This window comes from Streptomyces sp. NBC_01233 (genome assembly GCF_035989305.1).
In the GTDB taxonomy this organism is placed as follows: Bacteria; Actinomycetota; Actinomycetes; order Streptomycetales; family Streptomycetaceae; genus Streptomyces.
Genome location: NZ_CP108514.1, coordinates 8865879 through 8888049 on the forward strand (window position 1 = coordinate 8865879; position 22171 = coordinate 8888049).

Here is a 22171-nt window from a genome sequence, read left to right on the forward strand (position 1 = left end):
CGCCGGGCGGCCGTGCCGGGCGGTGAACGGTCGAACGGCGCGGCGAACGGCAGGAGGCGCAGCCGGTGTCCGCCGTTGGGGTGGGCCGGTGCCCGTGTGTGGATCCGGTCCTTGACTTGCGGCGTCGACTTCTATGGATTGCAGGGGATCAGATATCAGATAGTCGTACTAATGAGAGCTGGGTAGATGACCAAGCGAACCCGGCCCCAGGCGGTCGCCCTCCTGTCGGCCCTCCTCCTGTCCGCGGCCGCCGCCGGATGCTCGGGCACCGGTACCCCCGCACCGGCCCGTCTCGGCAACACCGACGGACCGGCCCCCTCCAGCGCCGCCGGATCCCCGGCCGGCAAGGGCTTCACCCTGGTCGCGAGCGGAGACGTACTGCCGCACACCTCCGTCATCCAGCGCGCGTCGGACGACGCGGACGGGGACGGCTACGACTTCAGGCCGATGTTCTCCGGCGTCAGGCCCGTGGTCTCCGCGGCCGACCTGGCCGTCTGCCACATGGAGACCATCTACGGGGAGGAGGGCGGGCCGTTCTCCGGCTACCCGGCCTTCAAGTCCCCGCCGGAAGTCGCCGACGGGCTGAAGGACGCCGGGTACGACGGCTGCTCGACGGCCTCGAACCACACCCTCGACGACGGGGCCGCGGGGCTGCGGCGCACGCTGGACCGCTTCGACAAGGTCGGTCTGAAGCACGCCGGTTCGGCCCGCACGGCGGCCGAGGCGGCCACGGTGACCACGTACACGGCGGGCTCCGCCAAGGTGGCGCACCTCGCGTACACCTACGACACCAACGGCTACCCGCTGCCCGAGGGCCAGCCCTGGGCGGTCAACCTGATGAAGCAGGACAAGATCATCGCGGATGCGCGGGCCGCCCGGAAGGCGGGCGCGGACGTGGTGCTGGTGAGCGTGCACTGGGGCACGGAGTGGCAGACCGAGCCGGACGAGACCCAGCTCTCGCTCGGCAAGGCGCTGACCGCCTCGCAGACCGGCGGCCGGCCGGACATCGACATGATCCTCGGCACGCACGCGCACATCCCGCAGCCCTACGAGAAGGTCAACGGGACCTGGATCATCTACGGCATGGGCGACCAGGTCGCGGGCGAGATGTTCAACTACACGGGCGCCCGCGACATGCGGGGCAACTACGGCTCGATCGGCCGCTTCGCCTTCGCCCCGCCGGCTGCCGCCGGGCAGCGCTGGCAGGTCACCAAGGCCGAGTTCGTGCCGCAGATGATGGACCTGTCCGCCGGCCGGGTCGTCAACCTCGCACGGCCCTCCGACCGGGACGACCACGAGAGCGCCCGGGAGGACATCATCGAGGCCGTGCTCAGCCGCGGCGCCGCCAAGGACGGCCTCACCCTCGCCCAGTAGGAAGGAACGGTTCCGAGGAACGGTTCCAAGGGACGACGGTCACCGGCCAGTGGCCCGCCTCGACCCGGCGGATCGCCACCGAGCCCACGACGCGCCGACCACCACCGCGTCCGCCATCAGCTCCTCCGCCGCGCTCACCAGCCCGGCCGGGGGCACCTCCCAGCGGTAGCCGGCGGAGGGTCGCCGCGGAAGGTGTGGAACTGCCGGCGCACCTCGCAGATGCCCTGAGCCGCTCCGCCGGCGCGCGGATCTCGGCCACCAGGCCCTCCGCGATCTCCCCGGTGGTGCCGGCACGGGCGCGCCCGGGGCGGCCCCGGCCGGCATCACCGGCTGGGCGTACACCGGCGCCGGCAGCGCGTTCTGCCGCCGGGCCGGCCCGGCCGCGCAGGCCGCCGCCCGCAGTGAGGACCCGGACCCGTCGACCCCGGCCAGGATCACCTTCGGTCCGTCGGCACCGCCTTCGAATCCCGTGTCCACGTGCTCCGTCACCCTGCCGAGGTTGGGCGACGCCCCGTTCCGCTCGGCGCGCGCACCGGCGCGGCCCTCCCTACAGTGCGAACCATGAGTGCCACCGTGGAGGAGACGCGCGGGAGCCGGAACCGCTTCCTGAACCGGGTCCCGGACGGGTTCGGCGCGTTCTTCGGCACCCTCGGCCTGCTGTGCGCACTGCTCTCGCTCTCCCCGACGCTGCGGCGGCTCCTGCGGCACGTCGTGCGGTTCCTCGACCTGATCGTCGTCCCGGTCAGCGCGAACCTCGCCTACGCCGTGTTCCTCTTCCTCCTCGCCGCCGCCCTCGGCACCCGCAAGAAGGTCGCCTGGTGGATCGTCATCACCTATTTGGCGCTGCTGATCCTCGACGACGTGCTGGACATGGCCGTCGGCGACTACTGGATCGGCGTCCCCTCCATGGCCGTCGCCGTCGCCGCCATGGCCGTGCTGATCGCCGCCCGCGACGAGTTCTACGCCGCCTCCCGGCCCGGGGCCCTGTGGCACGCCCTGTTCGTGCTGGGCCTCGGCCTGCTCGCCGCCGTCCTCGTGGGCTGGGGCCTCGTCGCCCTCTTCCCCGGCACGCTGCCCAAGGGCCAGTGGCTGGACTGGGCAGCCAAGGAGGTCTTTGGCGGCCTCTTCTCGGCCCGCCAGTTCGACGGCCGCCCGCCCCGCCCGCTGTCCTTCCTGCTCGGCCTCTTCGGCGCCCTCGCCCTGCTGAACGCGGCCGCCACCCTCTTCCGCTCCCAGCGGCTGACCGCCGCCCTGCACGGGGACGAGGAACCCCGCATCCGCGCCCTCCTCGGCGCCTACGGGCGGGGCGACTCGCTCGGCTACTTCGCCACCCGGCGCGACAAGGCCGTGGTCTTCGCCCCCAACGGCAAGGCCGCCGTCACCTACCGCGTCGAAGCCGGCGTCTGCCTCGCCAGCGGGGACCCGGTGGGCGACCCCGCCGCCTGGACCCCGGCCGTCGACGCCTGGCTGGCCGTGGCCCGCCGCTACGGCTGGCAGCCCGCCGTCATGGGCGCCTCCGAGGACGGCGCCACCGCCTACGCCCGATCCGGACTCAGCGCCCTGCAGCTCGGCGACGAGGCCATCCTGCAGGTCGCCCACTTCGACCTCGACGGCCGGGACATGCGCGTCACCCGCCAGGCCGTCAACCGGGTCAAGCGGGCCGGCGCCACCACCCTCATCCGCCGTCACTCGGCCCTCTCCGAGGACGAGATGCAGACCATCGTCGACCGGGCGGACCACTGGCGGGACACCGAGACCGAACGCGGCTTCTCCATGGCCCTGGACCGGCTCGGCGACCCCGCCGACGGGGACTGCCTGCTGGTCGAGGCCTTCGACGGGCAGGGCGAACTGATCGCCCTGCTCTCCTTCGTCCCCTGGGGCAAGGACGGGATCTCCCTCGACCTGATGCGCCGCGACCGCGCCGCCCCGAACGGGGTCATGGAGTTCATGGTCGCCCAGCTGTGCGCCGCGGCCCCCGGCCTGGGCGTCCGGCGGATCTCCCTGAACTTCGCCGTCTTCCGCTCCGCCTTCGAGGAGGGCGGCCGGATCGGCGCCGGACCCGTCCTCAAGCTGTGGCGCAAACTGCTGCTGTTCTTCTCCCGCTGGTGGCAGCTGGAGGCGCTGTACCGCTCGAACGTCAAGTACGGCCCCGAGTGGTACCCGCGGTTCCTCTGCTACCAGGACGCCGGCTCGCTCGCCCGGGTCAGCCTCGCCTCCGGCATCGCCGAAGGCTTCGTCTCCGTACCCAGCCTGCGCACCCTGTGGGGCAACGCCCATCCCAAGGGACTCACCAACCCCGCCACCACCGAAGGGCTGCCCTCCATCGAATCCCTGGGGCTGGACGCCGTGGGAGAGGAGGGCGAGGGCCTCGCCGCGGCCGAGCGGCTGCCCGAGCAGGTCCGCGTCCGCCACGCCAAACTGGAACGGATCCGGGCGGCCGGCACCGACCCCTACCCGGTGGGGATCCGCCCGCGCACCCACACCGTCGCCCAGCTGAAGGCCGCCCACCCGGGCCTCCCGCCAGGCGCCCGGTCCGGCGAACAGGCCACCCTCGCCGGACGCGTGATGGTCGTGCGCGACCTCGGCGGCGTGGTCTTCGCCGTCCTGCGCGACTGGTCCGGGGACATACAGCTGATGCTGACCCGCGACGAATCCGGTACCGAGGTGCTGGACTCCTTCACCTCCCAGGTCGACTTCGGCGACCACGTCCTCGTGAGCGGCGAGGCCGGTGCCAGCAAGGCCGGCGAGACCTCCCTCGTGGTCCGGTCCTGGCAGCTCACCGGCAAGTGCCTGCGCCCCCTGCCCGACAAGCGCAAGGGACTCGCCGACCCCGAGGCCCGGGTCCGGCGCCGCTACCTCGACCTCGTCGCGAGCCCCGAGGCGCGGGACGTCGTACGGGCCCGGTCCAGCGCCGTCCAGGCCCTGCGCCAGGGGCTGCTGGAGCGCGGCTACCTGGAGGTCGAGACGCCGATGCTCCAGCAGATCCACGGCGGCGCCAACGCCCGGCCCTTCCGCACCCACATCAACGCCTACGACCTCGACCTGTACCTGCGCATCGCACCCGAGCTGTACCTCAAGCGGCTGTGCGTCGGCGGCATGGAGAAGGTCTTCGAAATGGGCCGCACCTTCCGCAACGAAGGCGTCTCCTACAAGCACAACCCCGAATTCACCATGCTGGAGGCCTACCAGGCCTTCGCCGACTACGACGTGATGCTCGACCTCACGCGCGAACTGATCCAGGGCGCCGCCACCGCCGCCTTCGGCTCCCCGATCGCCCACAAGGCGGGTGCGGACGGGAAGCTCGTCGTCCACGACATCTCCGGACCCTGGCCGGTCAAGACCATGTACGGGGCCATCAGCGAGGCCCTCGGCGAGGAGGTCGACGCCGACACCGGGGAACACGCACTGCGCAGGCTGTGCGACCGGGCCGCCGTGCCGCACGCCCCCGAGGACACCCGCGGCGACGTGGTCCTGGAGATGTACGAACGGCTGGTGGAGGAGAAGACCGAACTGCCCACCTTCTACAAGGACTTCCCCACCGACGTCTCCCCGCTCACCCGCCAGCACCGCAAGGACCCGCGGCTCGCCGAGCGCTGGGACCTGGTCGCCTTCGGCACCGAACTGGGCACCGCGTACTCGGAGCTGACCGACCCCGTCGAGCAGCGGCGCCGGCTCACCGCCCAGTCCCTGCTCGCGGCGGGCGGCGACCCGGAGGCCATGGAGCTCGACAACGACTTCCTGGACGCGCTGGAGTACGCGATGCCGCCGACGGGCGGCCTGGGCATCGGGGTGGACCGCCTGGTCATGTTCCTCACGGGCCTGACGATCCGCGAGACCCTCCCGTTCCCCCTGGTGCGGCGCGGCTGACCACCCGCCCGGCTGGTCCGGGCGGGTGACGGGGACGGGGCGCGTCCGCGCCTCTCGACATCGGCGGCGATGTCGTTGATACGTAGTAATAATGAAAAATGACGAGCCGACAGTAGGGCGGCGCGCGCTCCTGCGTACCGCCGTCTTCCTCGGGGTCGCGGCCGCCGCCGGACTGGTCTCCTCGGGCGGCGAAGGCGGTACGCCAGGTACCCCCGGCCTGCCGCGGCCGGGAGGGGCGGCCGGTGCGGGCGGTGCGCCGGGTGGCGCCGCCGGGCCGGGGCCGAACCCCGCGGCGGGAGCGCCCGGGGCCGCCTTCCCCCAGGGGCTGCCCGAGAAGGCCTACCGGCTGCGCCCCATGACCTCCGACACCCCCGCCCGGCCGGGCGCCGTCAAGCCGGCCGTCCGGACCCGGCCCATTCTGGAGCTCCCGGCCGACGCGACCACGGCGAGCGCCATGGTCCTCACCTTCGACGACGGCCCCGACCCCCGCTACACCCCGGGCATCCTCGACACCCTCGCCCGGTACGGCGTACGCGCGATGTTCTTCGTCTGCGGGGAGATGGCCGCGGAGAACCCGAACCTGCTGCGCCGGATGGTCGCCGAAGGGCACGTCATCGGCAACCACACCTGGACCCACCCGCTCATCCCCAAGCTCAGCCGGCCCGCCCTCGCCTCCGAGATCGGCCGCACGAGCGAGGTCGTCCAGCAGACCGTCGGCGAGGCGCCGGTGTGGTTCCGGGCGCCGTACGGGGCCTGGAACCGGGCCGCCTTCGAGATCGGGGCCGAGCTGGGCATGGAGCCGCTCGCCTGGACCGTGGACACCCTGGACTGGAAGGAACCCGGGACCGGCACGATCATCTCCCGGGTCCTCGGCGGCGCGGGACCCGGCGTGATCGTCCTGTCGCACGACGCGGGCGGCAACCGCTCGCAGAGTGTCCAGGCGATCTCCTCGTACCTGCCCCAACTGCTGGCGCGGGGCTACCGGATGACCCTTCCGGTGTTGCCGCCCCGCTGAGCGGGCCCCGTTCGGGCCGGTGCCGGCTCAGCGGGCCTCCACCATGCGGGCGAAGACGACCACGTTGCCGTCGTAGCCCCGGGCCTTCGAGTAGCCGCCGCCGCACGTGATCACCCGGAGTTCCGGGTGCCCGGTGTCCCCGTACACCCGGGCTCCGGGGAAGGCCTCCTTGGAGAACACCTCCACGCCGTAGACCTCGAACACGGCCGTGCGCCCGTCGTACCGCGCCACCTCGATGCGGTTGCCCGGCTTGACGGAGCCCAGGCCGTAGAAGACCGCCGGGCCCTGCGCGTTGTCCACGTGGCCCACGATCACCGCCGAGCCGCGCTGGCCCGGCGAGATGCCGTTCAGGTACCAGCCGGCGAGATTGCGGTCCTGCGGCGGCGGGGCGTCGATCCAGCCCTGCGCGTCCAGCCCGACCGTCATCACCGGCGCGTCCACGTTGATCGTGGGAATCCGGATGCGCTGCACCGACGAGTGTTCCAGCACCTCCATGCCCGCGGGCGGCAGCGGCGGATTCGCCGGCAGCTGGTCGGCCGTCACCGCCACGGCAGAGGCCGCGGTGGGCTGGGGCGGTCCGCCGCCGACGTCCACCCCGTTCCGCACCATGGCGAGGCCGGTGAGCATGACCAGGGCGAGTACGCCCCACGGTGAGCGTTTGCGCGACTGCCCGGTCTCGTCCTCGCCCATCGTTCTCCCTTCCCGACGCGGGGGTCCCGACCCGCGTTCCTGTCCCGCCCCTGTACGCCCTACCTCACGCACGCTAAGGGCGAGTCGGCGGGACGGCGAGGGGGAAGGCGCGAACGGGTGGCCACGGCGCCGGAGGGGGCCGGAAGAGGTGCGTCCATCCAGGTAATCGTCACATAAATGCCTGACGGGTCGTGACCTGCGGATCCGTCAGCTCCGCCGTCCGCGCTTCGGCGTGTCGCTCAACCGGGCGGCCCAAAGCCGGAAATGCGGAGCTTGCGGGGCGACCGGAGGGTTCGACGTGGGAGGCGTTCTCGTCGATCATCCGGGGCCGACGCTCCGGGGCGCTTCCCGCTGGAGGTTCCACCATGCGTGTCTTGCGCGCTCTTACCGTGACGGCGGCAGCCTGCGCCGCGATCGGCCTCAGTGTCCCGTTCGCCTCCGCGAACCAGAACCCCGGTGGTCAGGGCGGGAACGGCGGTCCCAGCAACATCTCGGTCAACCCGTACTCCGTGCACCAGGGATCCACGATGCAGGTGAGCGCTGCGGGCTGCGGACACGGCGGTACCGTCACCTCGCACGGAAACTTTCCGCCGGCCAACCTGTCCGCCGGTTCGATCGGCTTCGCGAACGTCCGGATCTTCAACCACGCCTCGCCCGGCCACCACACGCTGTCGGTCCGGTGCAACGACAGCAGCCTGGTCGCCACGCACCGCTTCACCATCCTCGAAGGCAACCCCTCGCAGGGCGGCATCGGCGGGTCCTTCGGCCCGTCCACCGCCGAGACCGCCATCGGCGCGGGCCTCGTCGGCACCGCGGCGCTCGGCGCGGGGGCCCACGTGGTGCGCCGCCGCCGCCGTCCGCTCCGCAGCCGGGCCTGACCGGGCGGCCTCCCCGGTCAGGCGTTCCCCGCCCGTGATCCCCGGCAGCGGGGAACACGGGCGGGTTCTTCAGTGGCCGCGGCCGGAGCCCCTGCGGCGCAGGGCGTACGCGGTGCCGCCCGCGGCGGCGAGGAACAGGCCGGCGCCGGCGCCGAGCTCCAGCGGATCCATGCCGGCCACACTGCCGCCGAGGCCGCCGCGGACACCGCGGGCGGAATTGGCGACGGTGGCGTTCGTGGGAGTGGCGGCCCGCGTGGCGGTGACGGTGGCGGTCCGCGTGGAACTCGTGGTCGGTCGGGTCGTGCCGCCCGCGATCGTCAGGTCGGCCGACCCGGTCTCCCCGTTGCAGGTGAAGGAGACGGAGTAGACGGCCCCGCGCCGGGCATCCCGGTCCACGTTGACCCGCACGGTCTGCCCGCGCGCGATGCTCACGGTGTCGAAGACCCCGGAGGAAGCGGTGGAGTAGGCGGCGTTGCAGCCGCTGACCGCGAGCACCGTCTGCCCGCCCGGGGCCACGGTGGAGGGGGTGATCGTGAAGCCGAACGAGGTGACCTGCCGGGCCTCGGCCGCGGTCGCGGCGGACGCGCCGAGGGCACCGAGCGCGAGTACGGCGCCCGTGGCGCCGGCGCTGAGCAGAACGGTGGCGGAGCTGCGTATCGCACCCATGGTTGAGTCTCCGGATCCCCGAGGAGCAGCCGCGGAACGGTTTCCGCACGTGGGGGGTCGTGCGCCTCGATGTCCGCCACGCTAGGTGCGGGTGCGGTGACCCGCGATCAGGAACGGGCGAATGGGGCATGGCCGTAGGCCGAACCGGGGACGGGAGGCCCGTCCCCGGTTTGCCGGGCGGCGGTCGGCCGCCTGCCGGGCGGCTGTCAACCGCCGAGGTCCAGGTGCGGGAACTGCGCGAGGAAGGGTTCCGCGGTGGCCGCGATGCCCCGCCCGAAGGGCGCGTCGAAGTCCCAGATCAGGAACAGCAGGAACGCGATGAGCGCGCTGAACAGACCGGCCAGCAGCAGCTCCCGGAACGACCGCCTGATCTGTAGCGTGAAGATCAGCCCCACCGTCACCAGGGCGCCCGCGATCAGCCCGAACCACACCACCCCCGGCATGGTGGCCCCGGCGCTCTGGCCGCGCGCACTGCGGGCGTCGTCCGCCACCGCGACCTGGTCGACCAGCGGCTGGTACGCCTGCCCCTCGTGGTCGGTCTGCGGCTCGTAGTCGGTGACGTCCCGGCGGATACGTTCCAGCAGCTCGCCGCCGCGGTCCGTGAGGTCGCCGTGGTCGGCCATCTCCTTCCACTCGGTGTCCACCACGTACGTCACGTACGCGTCGACATCGGACCGGATCTTCTTGCGCACCTCGGCCGGGTAGACCTCGGAGCGGACACTGATCTCGTGCAGGGCCTGCGCCTCCTGGCGCACGTACTCCTGGGCGGCGCCGCGGCCCTCCCAGACGCCGGCGATCGCCAGGCCGAGCACGATCGCGTAGATCACGCCGATCATCATCGTCATGTATTCGATGACGTCCGGGGTTTCGTTCGGATCGTCGTCCTCGCCGATCCGGCGGTGATTGAAGAAGGCGATGGACAGCACCACGGCACAGGCCGCGGCCATCGCGAGGGACAGGACGAGCCATTCCGACAAGATGACTCCCGATCGGTTTCAGGTGGGGCGGGCTAGCGCGGGCGCAGCGCGACGATCGCGAGCACCGCGGGAGCCGCGGTCAGCAGGGTGAAGGTCACCGGCGAGATGTGGTGCTCCACCGGCTTGCGGGCCGGCGCGTGGTACGCCGGGCGGGCCACCGGCTTCGGCGGCGGTGGCGTCACCACGGGGGCGGGTGGGGGCGGCGCGGGAGCCTTGGCCGCGCGGGGCGGCTGGGGCGCCGGTTTCGGCGGAGGTGGTGGGGGCAGGACGGGCTTGAGTACGGGTTGGGGCGCCGGCTTGGGCGGCGGAGGCGGTGGCGTGGGCTTCGGAGGCGGGGTGGGCGTGGGCTTGGGCGGTGGCGGAGGGGGCGGCGGCTCGGGCGTCGGCGGGGGCGGGGGCGGGGGCGGTGGTGGCGGCTTGGGCGGACACGGCGGGGGCGGAGGCGGCGGGCAGTGGGGACCGCCGTGACGGCCCCCGCCATGGTCCCCGCCACGGCCCCCGCCGTGGTCCTTTCCGTGGTCCCTTGCGTGGCCGGAGCCGCGGTCGGCACCGTGATGTCCGCCACCCGAGCCGCCTCCGCGGCCGCCCCCGCCGGCCACCGCGACCACTGCCGTGGCGGTCGCGGCGTCGCCGGAGCAGGTCGTCGCGTAGGCGCAGCTATCAGCCACGGCCGGCGTGGCGGACAGGGCCGCCCACAGCAGGACCGGGACCGCCAGCAGGCGCTTGGCACAGGCTCTGTTCACCCGGGGAGCATGGGCCCACGCGCGCCCGCGCACGCGAGGCTCGGCCCCGGTTCGCCTGAACGGGTGGAGCGACGACCCGAGAGGTTTGAGCCAGTCGCGGGCCGGTCCCGCAGCGAGCCCGATCACCACCTGTCAATTCCCAAAAGGGATTTGTCGGTATCGGTCATTCGCCCCACAGGGCGTGCCGGGCGCCTTTGGTGTGTGACGAAGAACGGATCGCCAATTTCCGCTTTTGCTCGCCCTGTTGGGCAATGATCAGTACATTCGGCTCGGACAGGAGTCCGACCTCGGACGGACCGCCGCAGGAACAACGCTTGGAGACCCCGATGGAGCGCCCCGCCTGGGCCCCGCCAGGCATCGACATATCGGTGCCGAGCGTGTCCCGCATCTACGATTACTACCTGGGCGGGTCCCACAATTTCGAGGTCGACCGCCAGGCGGCCCGCCGCGCCATGGAATTCATGCCGGGACTGCCCAAGGTCATGCAGGCCAACCGGGCATTCATGCGCCGCGCCGTCCGGCACGCCGTCGCCGAGGGCGTCACGCAGTTCCTCGACATCGGCTCCGGCATCCCCACCTTCGGCAACGTCCACGAGGTCGCCCGGGCCGCCAGCCCCGAGGCGCGCGTGGTCTACGTCGACCACGACCCGGTGGCCGTCGCGCACAGCCGGGCCGTCCTCGACGGGGACGACCGCACCGACATCGTCGCCGCCGACCTGCGCAAGCCGAAGGAGATCCTGGCCGCCCCCGAGGTCGGCCGGCTGCTCGACCTCGAACGCCCGGTCGCCCTGCTGCTCGTCGCCGTCCTGCACTTCCTGGAGGACTCGGACGACCCGTACGCCGCCGTCGCCGGACTGCGCGACGCCCTGGCCCCCGGCAGCCTGCTGATCCTCACGCACGCCTCGTACGAGGGGATCCCGCTCACGGAGGAGGTCGCGGGCGGCGTCGTCGACGTCTACCGGGACATCCGCAACCCGCTCGTCATGCGCACCGGGGAGCAGATCGGCGACTTCTTCGACGGCTTCGAGCTGCTGGAGCCCGGACTGGTCTCCATGCCCGACTGGCGGCCGGACGGACCCGGCAGCGAGGCGGAGGGCGAGACGCCGGAGGACCCGTACGCCTTTTCCGGCTTCGGCGGAGTGGGACGCAAGGCGTGAGACTTCCGGCACAGACCGCGGGCGCGCCGGACGCTGCCGTGGCGCCCGTCCTCGCACCGGCCGCGGTACCGGCCGCAGCGCCGGCCGCCGGTGCCGCCGCGGCCCCCCACGGCGGCATCGAGGACCGGATCGCCCGCTTCGCGACCATCTGGGGCCGGGCGATCTTCCCGGTCACGGCCACCTCGCTGACCCGCACCGAGTTCGAGCGGCACCTGCTGCCGCTCACCCGGACGCTCACCGAGGCCCTGCACGCCCGGCCCTTCGACGCCGCCGTCGCCCAGCGGGTGGGGGCGGAACTCGTCGCCGTGCACTGCACCGACCCCGAGGCCCTGGCCGGCACCCTCGGCGTGATCGAGTCCTACCTGGTGCTCTACTGCGGCCCGGACGGACTCGAAGGCTCCGGCGTGGAGGGCACCGCCGAGTACCACGCGCGCTGCGCCCGGCTCCAGCACGCCATCGCGGCGGGATACGCCCGGGCCCTGCGCGAGCGCACCCTCCGCGAGCAGGAGGCCATCGCCCGCTCCGCGCTGACCGCCCGCACCGACGCCCAGCAGGCCCTGCACGCGAGCGAGGAGCGCTTCCGGGCGGTCTTCGAGGGCGCGGCCGTCGGTATCGGCATCGCCGACCTCGACGGGAACGTGCTGGAGGTCAACGACACGCTCCTGCAGATGTTCGGCGGCCTGGAGGGCCACGTCCGCAGCCGCAACGTCAGCGAGTGGGGCCACCCGGACGACACCCCGCACGTCTGGCGGATGTACGGGGAACTGGTGCGCGGCGAGCGCGAGAGCTACCGCGTGGAGAAGCCGTACTACCGGCACGACGGAACCGTCCTCTGGACCAACCTCACGGTGTCGCTGCTGCGCGACGCCGACGGCAAGCCGCAGTACCAGCTGGCGCTGATGGAGGACACCACCGAACGCCGGCTGCTGAACCTGCGCCTGCGCTACGAGGCCACCCACGACGCCCTCACCGGCCTGCCCAACCGGACGCTGTTCTTCGAAAGGCTCGAAAAGGCCCTCGGCGGGGCCGGCGGCAGCCGCTATGGCCTGTGCTACCTCGACCTCGACGGCTTCAAGGCGGTCAACGACAGCCTCGGGCACTCGGCGGGTGACCGGCTGCTGGTGGAGGTCGCCGACCGGCTGCAGAGCTGCGCGACCGGCCCGGGCGAGGTCGTCGCCCGGCTCGGCGGCGACGAGTTCGTCGCCCTGACCACCGGCCCCGACACCGAGGAGAAGGTGACCGACCTCGCCGTCCGCATCCTCTCCGCCCTGTCCACGCCGATCCGGCTGGAAGGCCGTGAGCTGACGGTCAGGGGCAGCATCGGGATCGTCGAGGGCCCGGCGAAGGAGCGCACCCCGGCGGAGGTGCTGCGCAGCGCCGACATCACCATGTACCGGGCCAAGGCGGCCGGCGGCAACCGCTTCGAATTCGCCGACGCCGAGGCCGACGCCCGCGCGATCACCCGCCACGGGCTGACCAACGCCCTGCCGGCGGCGCTGGAGCGCGGCGAGTTCTTCATCGAGTACCAGCCGCTGGTCCACATGCGTGACGGCAGCGTGCACGGGGCGGAGGCCCTGGTGCGCTGGTCGCACCCGCAGTACGGGGTGCTCGGCCCGGACCGCTTCATCCCGCTCGCCGAACGGACCGGGCTGATCGTGCCGCTCGGCCGCTGGGTACTGGAGGAGTCCGTCCGCCAGGCCCGGATCTGGCAGTGCCAGAACGGCGGCGCGGCCCTGCGGGTCAACGTCAACCTCTCGCCGACCCAGCTGCACCACCCGGGCCTGGTCGCCGACACCGTCGCGGTGCTGGAGAAGTCCGGGCTCGCCCCGGGCGCCCTGTGCCTGGAGGTCACCGAATCCGCCCTGATAGGGGCCGACGACGAACTCCTGGAGCCGCTGCGCCGGCTCGCCGCCCTGGGCGTGGACATCGCGCTCGACGACTTCGGCACCGGCTACTCGAACCTCGCCAATCTGCGCCGCCTGCCGGTCAGCGTGCTCAAGCTCGACCGCTCCTTCACCCAGGGGATGCAGCAGCAGCCCGCCAACCCGGTCGACGTCAAGATCGTGGAGGGGATCGTCGCCCTCGCCCACAGCCTCGAACTGGCCGTCACCGTCGAGGGCGTGGAGACCGGCGCCCAGGCCGCCCAGCTGCGAGCCCTCGGCTGCGACACCGCCCAGGGCTGGTACTACGCCCGCCCCGGAGCCCCGGACCGCATCCATGCCCTCTCCCTCTCGGACGCGGTGCCCACGCCTTCCTGACGTCACCTCCACGGACCACCCGAGCCCGAGCCGGAGGCGGCCCGCGGGGCCTCCGGAGGCCCCGCCCCGCCGGTCAGTCCAGGCCGGCCTCCGTCCCGCGGCCGGGTGTCCGGACGGCTTCCAGGACCCGCTCGTACCGCCGGGCGGTGTCGGCCAGGACCTCGGCAGCCACGGGCAGCCGCTGGGCCTGATAGCCGTCGAGCACCTCCTCGCCGGCCGGCCCGCCGAGAGCGGCGGCCAGCGTCCGGCCGAGTGCGGCGGCGTCCTGGATGCCGGTGTTCATGCCCAGCCCGCCGGCTATGGGGTGCACGTGCGCGGCATCCCCGGCGAGGAAGACCCGGCCCTCCCTCATCCGCGTTGCCATGCGGACGTTGACCCGCCAGGAGGAGAGCCAGGTGGGATCCGCGAGCCGGATCCCGGGCATTCGTGCGTGCCGGTCGAAGAGCCGCTGGAAGCTCTCCAGCGAGGGCGGCAGCAGTTCGCCGTGCTCGTCCTGTTCGGGCGAGGCCTGCAGCTGGAAGGTGTCCGTCCCTGGCATGGGGCAGAGCAGTATCCCGGCGCCTTCCGAGGTGAACCACTGGTGCCAGACGTCCCGGCTGAGTCCGGGTGCCTTGACATCCCCGAGCACCATCGCGGGCTCCGCTTCCGCACTTCCCTCGAAGGGGATGCCGAGGAGCTTGCGCGTGGCGCTGTGCCCGCCGTCGCACCCGGCGAGATAGCGGGCCCCGATCACGGTGGAGTCCCCGAGCTCGGCGCTGACCCCGGCCGCGTCCTGGGTGATTCCGGCGAGCGAGGACCCCCACTCGACCCGCACACCCAGCTCTGCGAGCCGGTCGCGCAGCGCCTCCTCGATCTGCCACTGCCCGATCAATAGACCGGCGTCGATGGGGGTGTCGTTGACGTGTGCTCCGTCGAAGTACTTGCGCAGGACCACCTTGCTGTTGCCGGTGGAAATGAGGGGCTCGGCCGCGCCGAGTTCCCGGAAGACCTCGAGGCTGCTCGGCTGCAGTCCCTTGCCGCGGGATTCGCGGTGGGGGGCGGGCCGCTGATCGATGACGCGCACGGCGACTCCGCGCAGCGCGAGATCGCAGGCCAGCGTCAGTCCTGTAGGGCCGGAGCCCACGATCAATACGTCGGTCATCGGATGTCCTCTCCTCGTCGATGCCTCAAGGAAAGCGGACCCCGCCAGAAAAAGCAACCCGGTTAAAAAATTAACCTGGTCATCAATTCGTGCTACGCTGTGAGGCATGGAGAACACGACAGGTCTGCGCGAGAGCAAGAAGCTCCGTACGCGCCGCCAGCTGGCGGCGACGGCGCTGGAGCTGTTCCTGGAGCGGGGCTTCGACGCCGTGTCGGTGGCGGATGTCGCCGCCGCGGCCGAGGTCTCCAAGCCCACCCTCTTCCGGTACTTCCCGAGCAAGGAGGACCTGCTGCTCGACCGGTTCGCCGACCATCAGGACGAGGCGGCGCGCATCGTGCGCGAGCGGCCCGCCGGTCAGACGCCGGTGGGTGCGCTGCATGCCCATTTCCTGGCGGCACTCGCCGAACGGGACCCGATCACAGGGCTGTGCGACCACCCCGGGGTGCTCGCCTTCCAGCGGCTGCTCTACGGCACCGCCAGCCTGCAGGCCCGGCTCGGCCACTACACGGACCGGGAGGTGGAGCTGCTCGCCGCCGTGCTCGAGGCGGAGTCGGTCCCGCCGCTCACCGCCCGGCTGGCGGCGATCCACCTGGTGGCCGTCCGTGACGAGCTCGGCCGGGAGAACTGGCGGCGGCTCGACGCCGGCCGGAGCGCCGACCAGGCCCACCCGGCCGCCGTGGTCGACGCCGATCGGGCCTTCGGGATGCTGGCCGACGGCCTCGACAGGGCCCTGCCGATAGCCCCGGCTTCGACCTCGACCTCGACCTCGACCTCGACCTCGACCCCGGCTCCGGCCTCGCCTTCGGCGTGATGCCCGCTCCACCCGCGGTGGGGGAACCGGGGGGTCGGGGCCGGCGGGCCCGGCTGCCCCCGGTGCCCCGGCGAGGCTTGCCGTGGGGCGCGCCGGGGCACCGCCGGCCGCCGGCTGACCTGTCCCGACTGGCCGCCCCTGGATGACCCGCCCCCGGCGGGGTCAGCCCACCAGCATGCGCTTCAGTTCGCGGGCCGCACGCGGGGGAGCCACGTCGGTGCGGTGGGCCAAGGCCACCGTGCGCCGCAGCGGGGACCCGGCCAGCGGGGTCGCCCGCAGACCGGGACCGGCGCGGTCCACCACCATCGCCGGGACCACCGCGATGCCCAGCCCCGCCCGGACGAAGCCCAGGACCGCGTCCATCTCGCCGCCCTCCACGGTGAAGACCGGCTCGAAGCCCTCCGCGCGGCAGGCCGCCACGGTCAGCTCCCGCAGGTCGTAGCCGTGCCGGAACATCACCATCGGCTCGTCGCGCAGGCCCCGTATGGTCAGCTCGCCGCCTCCGCCCGGCGCCGGCCGCTCCGCCGACGAGACCACCACCAGGTCCTCCGTCAGCAGTTCCACCGTGGTCAGGGCCGGAGCCGAGGGCGGCAGCGGCAGCGCGATCAGGGCGAGGTCCAGGGCCCCGCGCGCGAGTTCCCGTACGAGGTCCAGCGAACCGCTCTCCTCGATCAGCAGCTCGATCCCCGGATGCGCGGCGTGGAAGGTCCGCAGCACGTCCGGCAGCAGGCCCGTGCACACGCTCGGGGTGGCACCCAGCCGGACCCGCCCGCGCCGCAGCTGCGCCAGTTCCTGCACCTCCAGCCGCGCGGTGTCCGCGTCCGCCAGGATCCGCCGGGCCAGCGGCAGCAGCGTCTCGCCCGCGTCGGTGAGCGCGATGTTGCCGCGCGCCCGGCTGAAGAGCTCGGCCCCCAGTTCCCGTTCGAGCGCCTTGATCTGCTGGGAGAGCGAGGGCTGGGCCACGTGCACCCGCTCCGCGGCCCGGGTGAAGTGCCGGGTCTCGGCGACGGCCACGAAGTACAGGAGCTGCTGGAACTGCATCAGCCCAGCGTAAACCGCTCCATAGGCAACCTCTATCGATTTGAGCTCCTTCATGTCTTGGACCTTTCGGGACCTCGGTCCCTACCGTCGAGACATGGCTCTGGCAACGCGGACGGGTCGACGGCCGTCCACCACGCGCACACTCTGGGACTCCTCCGTCGGCAAGAAGTCCGTGATGGCCGTCTCCGGTCTGGTGATGCTCGGCTACCTCGTCGTGCACATGCTCGGCAACCTCAAGATCTTCTTCGGCTCGGACGAGTTCAACGGCTACGCCCACTGGCTGCGCACCCTCGGCTCGCCCTTCCTCCACCACGAGTGGGCCCTGTGGATCGTCCGCGTGGTGCTCCTCGCCGCGGTCGTCGCGCACGCCGTGTCCGCCTACCAGCTCAGCCGGCGCGACATCAAGGCCCGCCCGGTCACGTACGCGCACAAGCGCCGCCGCGCGAGTTACGCCACTCGGACCATGCGCTGGGGCGGCATCATCCTCGGCCTCTTCATCGTCTGGCACCTGCTCGACCTCACCACGCTCACCGTCAACGAGCGCGCCTGGGCCGGCCACCCGTACGAGAACGTCCTCGCCACCTTCTCCACCTGGTACGGGAACACGATCTACATCGTGGCGATGGCCGCGCTCGGCCTGCACGTCCGGCACGGCTTCTGGAGCGCCGCCCAGACCCTCGGCGCGGGCAACGCCCGACGCGACCGGACGCTGAAGTCCCTCGCCAACGCCCTGGCCCTCGTCCTCTTCGCGGGCTTCGTCTCCGTGCCCGTCGCCGTCATGACCGGAGTCGTGAACTGACCGTGAACAGCTACGCGAACCACACCACCGGTGCGCCCATCGCCGACGCCAAGGCTCCCGAAGGCCCGATCGCCGACCGATGGGACCGTCGCCGCTTCGAGGCCAAGCTGGTCAACCCGGCCAACCGCCGCAAGCACACCGTCATCGTCGTCGGCACGGGCCTCGCGGGCGGCGCGGCCGGCGCCACCCTGGCCGAACAGGGCTATCACGTGGTCCAGTTCTGCTTCTCCGACTCCCCGCGCCGGGCCCACTCCATCGCGGCCCAGGGCGGCATCAACGCGGCCAAGAACTACCGCAACGACGGCGACTCCGTGCACCGCCTCTTCTACGACACCGTCAAGGGCGGCGACTTCCGCGCCCGCGAGTCCAACGTGCACCGCCTCGCCCAGATCTCCGTCGAGATCATCGACCAGTGCGTGGCCCAGGGCGTCCCCTTCGCCCGCGAGTACGGAGGGCTCCTCGACACCCGCTCCTTCGGCGGCGTCCAGGTCTCCCGCACCTTCTACGCCCGCGGCCAGACGGGCCAGCAGCTCCTCCTCGGCGCGTACCAGGCGCTCTCCCGGCAGATCGCCGCGGGCAACGTCGAGATGCACGCCCGCACCGAGATGCTCGACCTGGTCGTCGTCGACGGCGTGGCCCGCGGCATCGTGGCCCGCGACCTGATCACCGGCGAGATCTCCACCCACTACGCCGACGCGGTGGTCCTGGCGAGCGGCGGCTACGGCAACGTCTTCTACCTGTCCACCAACGCCATGAACTCCAACGCGACCGCCGTCTGGCGGGCGCACCGGCGCGGCGCGTACTTCGCCAACCCCTGCTTCACCCAGATCCACCCCACCTGCATCCCGCGCACCGGCGACCACCAGTCCAAGCTCACGCTGATGAGCGAGTCCCTGCGCAACGACGGCCGGATCTGGGTCCCCGAGGCGAAGGGCGACACCCGCCCCGCGGCCGACATCCCCGAAGCGGAGCGCGACTACTACCTGGAGCGGATCTACCCCTCCTTCGGCAACCTCGTGCCCCGCGACATCGCCTCCCGCGCCGCCAAGAACGTCTGCGACGAGGGCCGCGGCGTCGGCCCCGGCGGCCAGGGGGTCTACCTCGACTTCGCCGACGCCATCCGCCGCATGGGCCGGGACAAGGTCGCCGAGAAGTACGGCAACCTGTTCGAGATGTACGAGCGGATCACCGCGGAGAACCCGTACGAGGTCCCCATGCGGATCTACCCCGCCGTGCACTACACGATGGGCGGCCTGTGGGTCGACTACGACCTCCAGACCACCGTCCCCGGCCTGTTCGCGATCGGCGAGGCCAACTTCTCCGACCACGGCGCCAACCGCCTCGGCGCCTCCGCCCTGATGCAGGGCCTCGCGGACGGCTACTTCGTACTGCCGTCCACGATCAACGACTACCTGGCGCGGCACCCGCACCGGGACACGGTGGACGACGACCACCCCGAGGCGGTGGCCGTCGTACGCGAGACCCGCGAGCGGCTCGCGCGGCTCCTCTCCGTCGACGGCGACCGCACCCCCGACTCCTTCCACCGCGAGATCGGCGAACTCATGTGGGAGTACTGCGGGATGGCCCGCAGTGAGGACGGGCTGCGCAAGGCGCTCGACCGCATCCCGGAGATCCGCGCGGAGTTCTGGCGCCGCATCAAGGTCCCGGGCAGCGGCGAAGAGTTCAACCAGTCGCTGGAGAAGGCCAACCGCATCGTCGACTACCTCGAACTCGCCGAGCTGATGTGCCTCGACGCGCTCCACCGCGCCGAATCCTGCGGCGGCCACTTCCGCGAGGAGTCCCAGACCCCGGACGGCGAGGCGGCCCGCCTGGACGAGGCCTTCTCCTACGCCGCCGCCTGGGAGTTCACCGCCACCGGCGCCGCCCCCGTCCTGCACAAGGAAGACCTCGTCTTCGAGTACGTCCACCCCACCCAGCGGAGCTACGCATGAAGCTCACCCTGCGCGTCTGGCGCCAGCGCGGCGCCGACGCCCCCGGCCACATGGCCTCCTACGAGGTCGACGGGATCTCCGAGGACATGTCCTTCCTCGAGATGCTCGACACCCTCAACGAGGACCTCATCCTGCGCGGTGAGGACCCGGTCGCCTTCGACCACGACTGCCGCGAAGGCATCTGCGGCGCCTGCAGCCTGGTCATCAACGGCGACGCCCACGGCCCGGAGCGCACCACCACCTGTCAGCTGCACATGCGGTCCTTCACCGACGGCGACACGATCGACGTCGAACCCTGGCGGGCCGCCGCCTTCCCGGTCGTCAAGGACCTCGTCGTCGACCGCGGCGCCTTCGACCGGATCATCCAGGCGGGCGGCTACATCACCGCCCCGACCGGCGCCGCCCCCGAGGCCCACGCCACCGCCGTGCCCAAGGCCGACGCCGACTTCGCCTTCGAGCACGCCGAGTGCATCGGCTGCGGCGCGTGCGTGGCGGCCTGCCCCAACGGCTCGGCGATGCTCTTCACCTCCGCCAAGGTCAACCACCTGAACGTCCTCCCGCAGGGCTCGCCGGAGCGGGAGACCCGGGTGCTGGACATGGTGGCCCGGATGGACGACGAGGGCTTCGGCGGCTGCACCCTCACCGGGGGGTGCGCCACGGCCTGCCCGAAGGGCATCCCGCTGCCGTCGATCGCGGCGATGAACAAGGAGTGGCTGCGGGCGGTGCGCAAGGGCCCCCGCTGAGCGTCCTGCGGCACAGGGCCGGGCCCCGCAGCCGCCTCACCAGCCCCCGTACGGGCGCCCGCGGCCGGGTGCCGCCACCGGGCCGGGTCCCCGTCCCGGCCCGACCGGCCGACCCGATCCGCCGACCGGGCGCCCGTACGGGCCGTACGCCGCGCCCTGCACCGCAGGGCGGCGGGCGCGCCCGCCACGTGGCGGGCGGCCCTGCGCCGATCGGCTGACCGGCACAGCCCAGCTCGCGCCGCGCCCCGGCGGCGCCCGGACCATGGGGGACAGTGGCCCCATGCCACAAGCCCCCACCGGGTCCGGACCGCGCCGCCGAGCCGTACTGGCCGCCGCCCTCGCCCCGCTGGCCGCGGCCGGATGCTCCGGCGGGGAGGCCCCCCGCACTTCGGCACCCGGCCCGGAGGGCGGGCCCAAGGACGCCCTGATCATGGTGATCCGGCACGCGGAGAAGCCGTACGCCGGCGACTCCGGCCGGGACGAGGAGGGCGAGGACGATCCCGGCTCGCTGGCCGGCCGCGGCTGGCGCCGGGCCGAGCAGCTCCCGCGCCTCTTCCCGCCGGCCAAGCGCTCCTCGCTGCCCCGCCCTGCCGCGGTCTTCGCGGCCGGCGGCAAGGACCGCGCCCCCGCGCGGTGCAGGCAGACCGTGGCGGCGCTGGCCACCGCACTGCGCACCCCCGTCCGCGGAGAGTTCGCCGTCGGTGACGAACCGGCCCTCGTCCAGGCCGTGTTGGCTGCGCCCATGCCCGTACTCGTCTGCTGGGAGCACAGTGGCGTGCCCCGCCTGATCCGGGCCCTCGGCGCCCACCAGCTCCCCGGCATCCCCGCGACCTGGCCCGACCGCTACGACCTCGTCTGGGAGTTCACCCGGCGCCGGGGCCAGTGGAGCTTCCGCGAACTGCCGCAGCACCTGCTGCCGGGGGACGCGTAGGCCTGCGGCCCCCGTTGACCCGCAGGGGGCCTCCGTGGAGGTCATCTGTCTTACGAGCAATCGGTGTTGGGGTAGCGGTGGCGCCCACGGGAAGGATCACGGGTGTGCGCCGAACCCCTGCCGCCCTGGCCGTCCTCGCCGTCACCGTCACCTCCGCCTTCTGCGTTCTCGCCGCGCCCGGACCGCCCGCTGCCGCGGCCCCCGCCACCGTCCTCGCCACCGTTCCCGCTGCCGTCCCCGAAGCCGGCATTGCCGCCGGCGCGGTCCGGCTGACCAGCTACAACATCTGCGGCAACATGTGCTCCGGTCCGTCCTACGACGCGGAGCGCCGGATCGCGGCCGTGTCCGCCGAGGCCGACCCCGGGGGCTGGGGTGCCGACCAGCTCTTCCTCCAGGAGGTGTGCGAGCACCAGTACGACGCGCTCCTCGACCGCCTGGGGCCGCTCGGCTACGACGGGTCCTACTCCGCCACCCTGCCGGCCGGGAACCCGGCCATCTGCGAGGGGCACGCGTACGGGAACGCCGTTCTCGTCCGCGGCCCGGTCTCGGACACGGCCGACCTCGACCTGACGGTGGGCGGCGAACGCGAACCGATCACGGTGCCCTGCGCCCTGGCCGCCCTCTCGGACCGGCCCACCTGGTCCTGCTCGGTCCACCTCTACTGGGACGACGGGACCCTCGCCGTACCCGAGGCCAACCGGCTGGCGGAGCAGGCCCGCAAGTGGCTGGACGACGGATTCGCCGTCGTCCTCGGCGGGGACTTCAACCACTCCCCGCGCACCGCCACGCTGTCGCGCTTCTACCTGCCGGAACGAGGAGACGGCGCCCACGGATCCTTCATCGAGGCGGACGAGGGCGACCCGGAGTTCTTCGACCCCGCAGTCTGCCCGCCCGCCTCCACCTCCGCGTGCCGGTCGGGCGAGACGACCTTCGGCGCGAAGAAGCTCGACTACCTCTTCCTCAGCGCCCCGCACTTCCGGGCCGCGAGCGCCGACGCCCTTCCCCTCGACACGAAGGTCTCGGACCACAACCTGCTGCGCGTCTCGGCCACCGCCACCTGACCGCCACGCCCGACCGCCCGCCTGAGCGTCACGGTCTGACCTCCGTTCGACCGTCCGGTCCAGTCCG

18 protein-coding genes and 1 pseudogene are annotated in these 22171 nt (G+C 72.7%); 12 read left to right on the plus strand and 7 right to left on the minus strand.

Features of this window, described 5'->3' with window-relative positions; genetic code table 11:
• Positions 1 to 186 precede the first annotated feature (186 nt).
• Complete coding sequence (locus OG332_RS41265; protein ID WP_327418252.1) at positions 187 to 1374, plus strand: CapA family protein; 1188 nt, start codon at positions 187 to 189, stop codon at positions 1372 to 1374.
• Here OG332_RS41265 and OG332_RS41270 read toward each other — a convergent pair.
• Positions 1358 to 1863: pseudogene (locus OG332_RS41270) on the minus strand (universal stress protein). The gene OG332_RS41265 and the pseudogene OG332_RS41270 overlap by 17 nt on opposite strands.
• A gap of 72 nt (positions 1864 to 1935) precedes the next feature.
• On the opposite strand from OG332_RS41270, the gene lysX reads away from it, so the two are divergent.
• Both lysX and OG332_RS41280 read left to right on the plus strand, forming a co-directional pair.
• Positions 1936 to 5241 (plus strand): bifunctional lysylphosphatidylglycerol synthetase/lysine--tRNA ligase LysX, encoded by a 3306-nt coding sequence (gene lysX / locus OG332_RS41275; protein WP_327418253.1) that lies wholly within the window; start codon positions 1936 to 1938, stop codon positions 5239 to 5241.
• 91 nt (positions 5242 to 5332) lie between these two features.
• Entirely contained in the window at positions 5333 to 6256 is a 924-nt protein-coding gene (locus tag OG332_RS41280) for a polysaccharide deacetylase family protein (RefSeq protein WP_327418254.1), read from the plus strand.
• Positions 6257 to 6283: 27 nt separating this feature from the next.
• Here OG332_RS41280 and OG332_RS41285 read toward each other — a convergent pair whose 3' ends face one another.
• Positions 6284 to 6946, minus strand: coding sequence for a class F sortase (locus OG332_RS41285; RefSeq protein WP_327418255.1), 663 nt, complete (start codon positions 6944 to 6946; stop codon positions 6284 to 6286).
• 365 nt (positions 6947 to 7311) lie between these two features.
• On the opposite strand from OG332_RS41285, the gene OG332_RS41290 reads away from it, so the two are divergent.
• Positions 7312 to 7824, plus strand: a complete 513-nt coding sequence (locus OG332_RS41290; protein ID WP_327418256.1) for a hypothetical protein — start codon at positions 7312 to 7314, stop codon at positions 7822 to 7824.
• Between the two features lie 69 nt (positions 7825 to 7893).
• On the opposite strand, the gene OG332_RS41295 is transcribed toward OG332_RS41290, so the two are convergent.
• From OG332_RS41295 to OG332_RS41305, 3 genes are all read right to left on the minus strand, one after another.
• A complete protein-coding gene (locus tag OG332_RS41295) occupies positions 7894 to 8490 on the minus strand; it encodes a hypothetical protein (protein ID WP_327418257.1) in 597 nt (198 codons plus the stop codon).
• 206 nt (positions 8491 to 8696) lie between these two features.
• Complete coding sequence (locus OG332_RS41300) at positions 8697 to 9467, minus strand: bestrophin-like domain (protein WP_327418258.1); 771 nt, start codon at positions 9465 to 9467, stop codon at positions 8697 to 8699.
• 32 nt (positions 9468 to 9499) lie between these two features.
• The gene (locus OG332_RS41305; protein WP_327418259.1) at positions 9500 to 9652 is read right to left on the minus strand and encodes a hypothetical protein; all 153 of its coding nucleotides are present in this window, start codon (positions 9650 to 9652) and stop codon (positions 9500 to 9502) included.
• A gap of 884 nt (positions 9653 to 10536) precedes the next feature.
• Here OG332_RS41305 and OG332_RS41310 point away from each other — a divergent pair.
• Both OG332_RS41310 and OG332_RS41315 read left to right on the plus strand, forming a co-directional pair.
• On the plus strand, positions 10537 to 11367 hold the full coding sequence (locus OG332_RS41310; RefSeq protein WP_327419526.1) for an SAM-dependent methyltransferase: 831 nt from the start codon (positions 10537 to 10539) through the stop codon (positions 11365 to 11367).
• A 116-nt stretch (positions 11368 to 11483) separates the two neighbouring features.
• Complete coding sequence (locus OG332_RS41315; protein ID WP_327419527.1) at positions 11484 to 13625, plus strand: putative bifunctional diguanylate cyclase/phosphodiesterase; 2142 nt, start codon at positions 11484 to 11486, stop codon at positions 13623 to 13625.
• A gap of 73 nt (positions 13626 to 13698) precedes the next feature.
• Here OG332_RS41315 and OG332_RS41320 read toward each other — a convergent pair whose 3' ends face one another.
• The gene (locus OG332_RS41320; protein WP_327418260.1) at positions 13699 to 14766 is read right to left on the minus strand and encodes an FAD-dependent monooxygenase; all 1068 of its coding nucleotides are present in this window, start codon (positions 14764 to 14766) and stop codon (positions 13699 to 13701) included.
• 106 nt (positions 14767 to 14872) lie between these two features.
• Here OG332_RS41320 and OG332_RS41325 point away from each other — a divergent pair, with 106 nt between their 5' ends.
• Positions 14873 to 15577, plus strand: coding sequence for a TetR/AcrR family transcriptional regulator (locus tag OG332_RS41325; protein WP_327418261.1), 705 nt, complete (start codon positions 14873 to 14875; stop codon positions 15575 to 15577).
• 162 nt (positions 15578 to 15739) lie between these two features.
• Here the strand turns inward: OG332_RS41325 and OG332_RS41330 are convergent, their stop codons facing one another.
• Positions 15740 to 16618, minus strand: coding sequence for a LysR family transcriptional regulator (locus OG332_RS41330; protein WP_327418262.1), 879 nt, complete (start codon positions 16616 to 16618; stop codon positions 15740 to 15742).
• Between the two features lie 94 nt (positions 16619 to 16712).
• Between OG332_RS41330 and OG332_RS41335 the strand changes: the two genes are divergently transcribed.
• The 5 genes from OG332_RS41335 (at position 16713) to OG332_RS41355 (ending at position 22104) form a co-directional block, all read left to right on the plus strand.
• A complete protein-coding gene (locus OG332_RS41335; protein WP_327418263.1) occupies positions 16713 to 17417 on the plus strand; it encodes a succinate dehydrogenase in 705 nt (234 codons plus the stop codon).
• 2 nt (positions 17418 to 17419) lie between these two features.
• Positions 17420 to 19369 carry a fumarate reductase/succinate dehydrogenase flavoprotein subunit gene (locus OG332_RS41340; RefSeq protein ID WP_327418264.1) on the plus strand — a complete coding sequence of 650 codons (1950 nt, stop codon included), beginning with the start codon at positions 17420 to 17422 and terminating at the stop codon, positions 19367 to 19369.
• Positions 19366 to 20112, plus strand: coding sequence for a succinate dehydrogenase/fumarate reductase iron-sulfur subunit (locus OG332_RS41345; RefSeq protein ID WP_327418265.1), 747 nt, complete (start codon positions 19366 to 19368; stop codon positions 20110 to 20112). Before OG332_RS41340 ends, OG332_RS41345 begins: the two co-directional genes overlap by 4 nt.
• Positions 20113 to 20392: 280 nt before the next feature.
• Positions 20393 to 21043, plus strand: coding sequence for a hypothetical protein (locus OG332_RS41350; protein WP_327418266.1), 651 nt, complete (start codon positions 20393 to 20395; stop codon positions 21041 to 21043).
• Positions 21044 to 21147: 104 nt separating this feature from the next.
• Positions 21148 to 22104 (plus strand): endonuclease/exonuclease/phosphatase family protein, encoded by a 957-nt coding sequence (locus tag OG332_RS41355; protein WP_327418267.1) that lies wholly within the window; start codon positions 21148 to 21150, stop codon positions 22102 to 22104.
• The last annotated feature ends 67 nt before the right edge of the window (positions 22105 to 22171 follow it).

Bases quoted from the DNA above. Each gene is read 5' to 3' on its own strand.
- OG332_RS41265 (WP_327418252.1), top strand. From the start codon at position 187: ATGACCAAGCGAACCCGGCCCCAGGCGGTCGCCCTCCTGTCGGCCCTC.
- lysX (WP_327418253.1), top strand. From the start codon at position 1,936: ATGAGTGCCACCGTGGAGGAGACGCGCGGGAGCCGGAACCGCTTCCTG.
- OG332_RS41280 (WP_327418254.1), top strand. From the start codon at position 5,333: ATGAAAAATGACGAGCCGACAGTAGGGCGGCGCGCGCTCCTGCGTACC.
- OG332_RS41285 (WP_327418255.1), bottom strand. From the start codon at position 6,946: ATGGGCGAGGACGAGACCGGGCAGTCGCGCAAACGCTCACCGTGGGGC.
- OG332_RS41290 (WP_327418256.1), top strand. From the start codon at position 7,312: ATGCGTGTCTTGCGCGCTCTTACCGTGACGGCGGCAGCCTGCGCCGCG.
- OG332_RS41295 (WP_327418257.1), bottom strand. From the start codon at position 8,490: ATGGGTGCGATACGCAGCTCCGCCACCGTTCTGCTCAGCGCCGGCGCC.
- OG332_RS41310 (WP_327419526.1), top strand. From the start codon at position 10,537: ATGGAGCGCCCCGCCTGGGCCCCGCCAGGCATCGACATATCGGTGCCG.
- OG332_RS41320 (WP_327418260.1), bottom strand. From the start codon at position 14,766: ATGACCGACGTATTGATCGTGGGCTCCGGCCCTACAGGACTGACGCTG.
- OG332_RS41325 (WP_327418261.1), top strand. From the start codon at position 14,873: ATGGAGAACACGACAGGTCTGCGCGAGAGCAAGAAGCTCCGTACGCGC.
- OG332_RS41330 (WP_327418262.1), bottom strand. From the start codon at position 16,618: ATGCAGTTCCAGCAGCTCCTGTACTTCGTGGCCGTCGCCGAGACCCGG.
- OG332_RS41335 (WP_327418263.1), top strand. From the start codon at position 16,713: ATGGCTCTGGCAACGCGGACGGGTCGACGGCCGTCCACCACGCGCACA.
- OG332_RS41345 (WP_327418265.1), top strand. From the start codon at position 19,366: ATGAAGCTCACCCTGCGCGTCTGGCGCCAGCGCGGCGCCGACGCCCCC.
- OG332_RS41350 (WP_327418266.1), top strand. From the start codon at position 20,393: ATGCCACAAGCCCCCACCGGGTCCGGACCGCGCCGCCGAGCCGTACTG.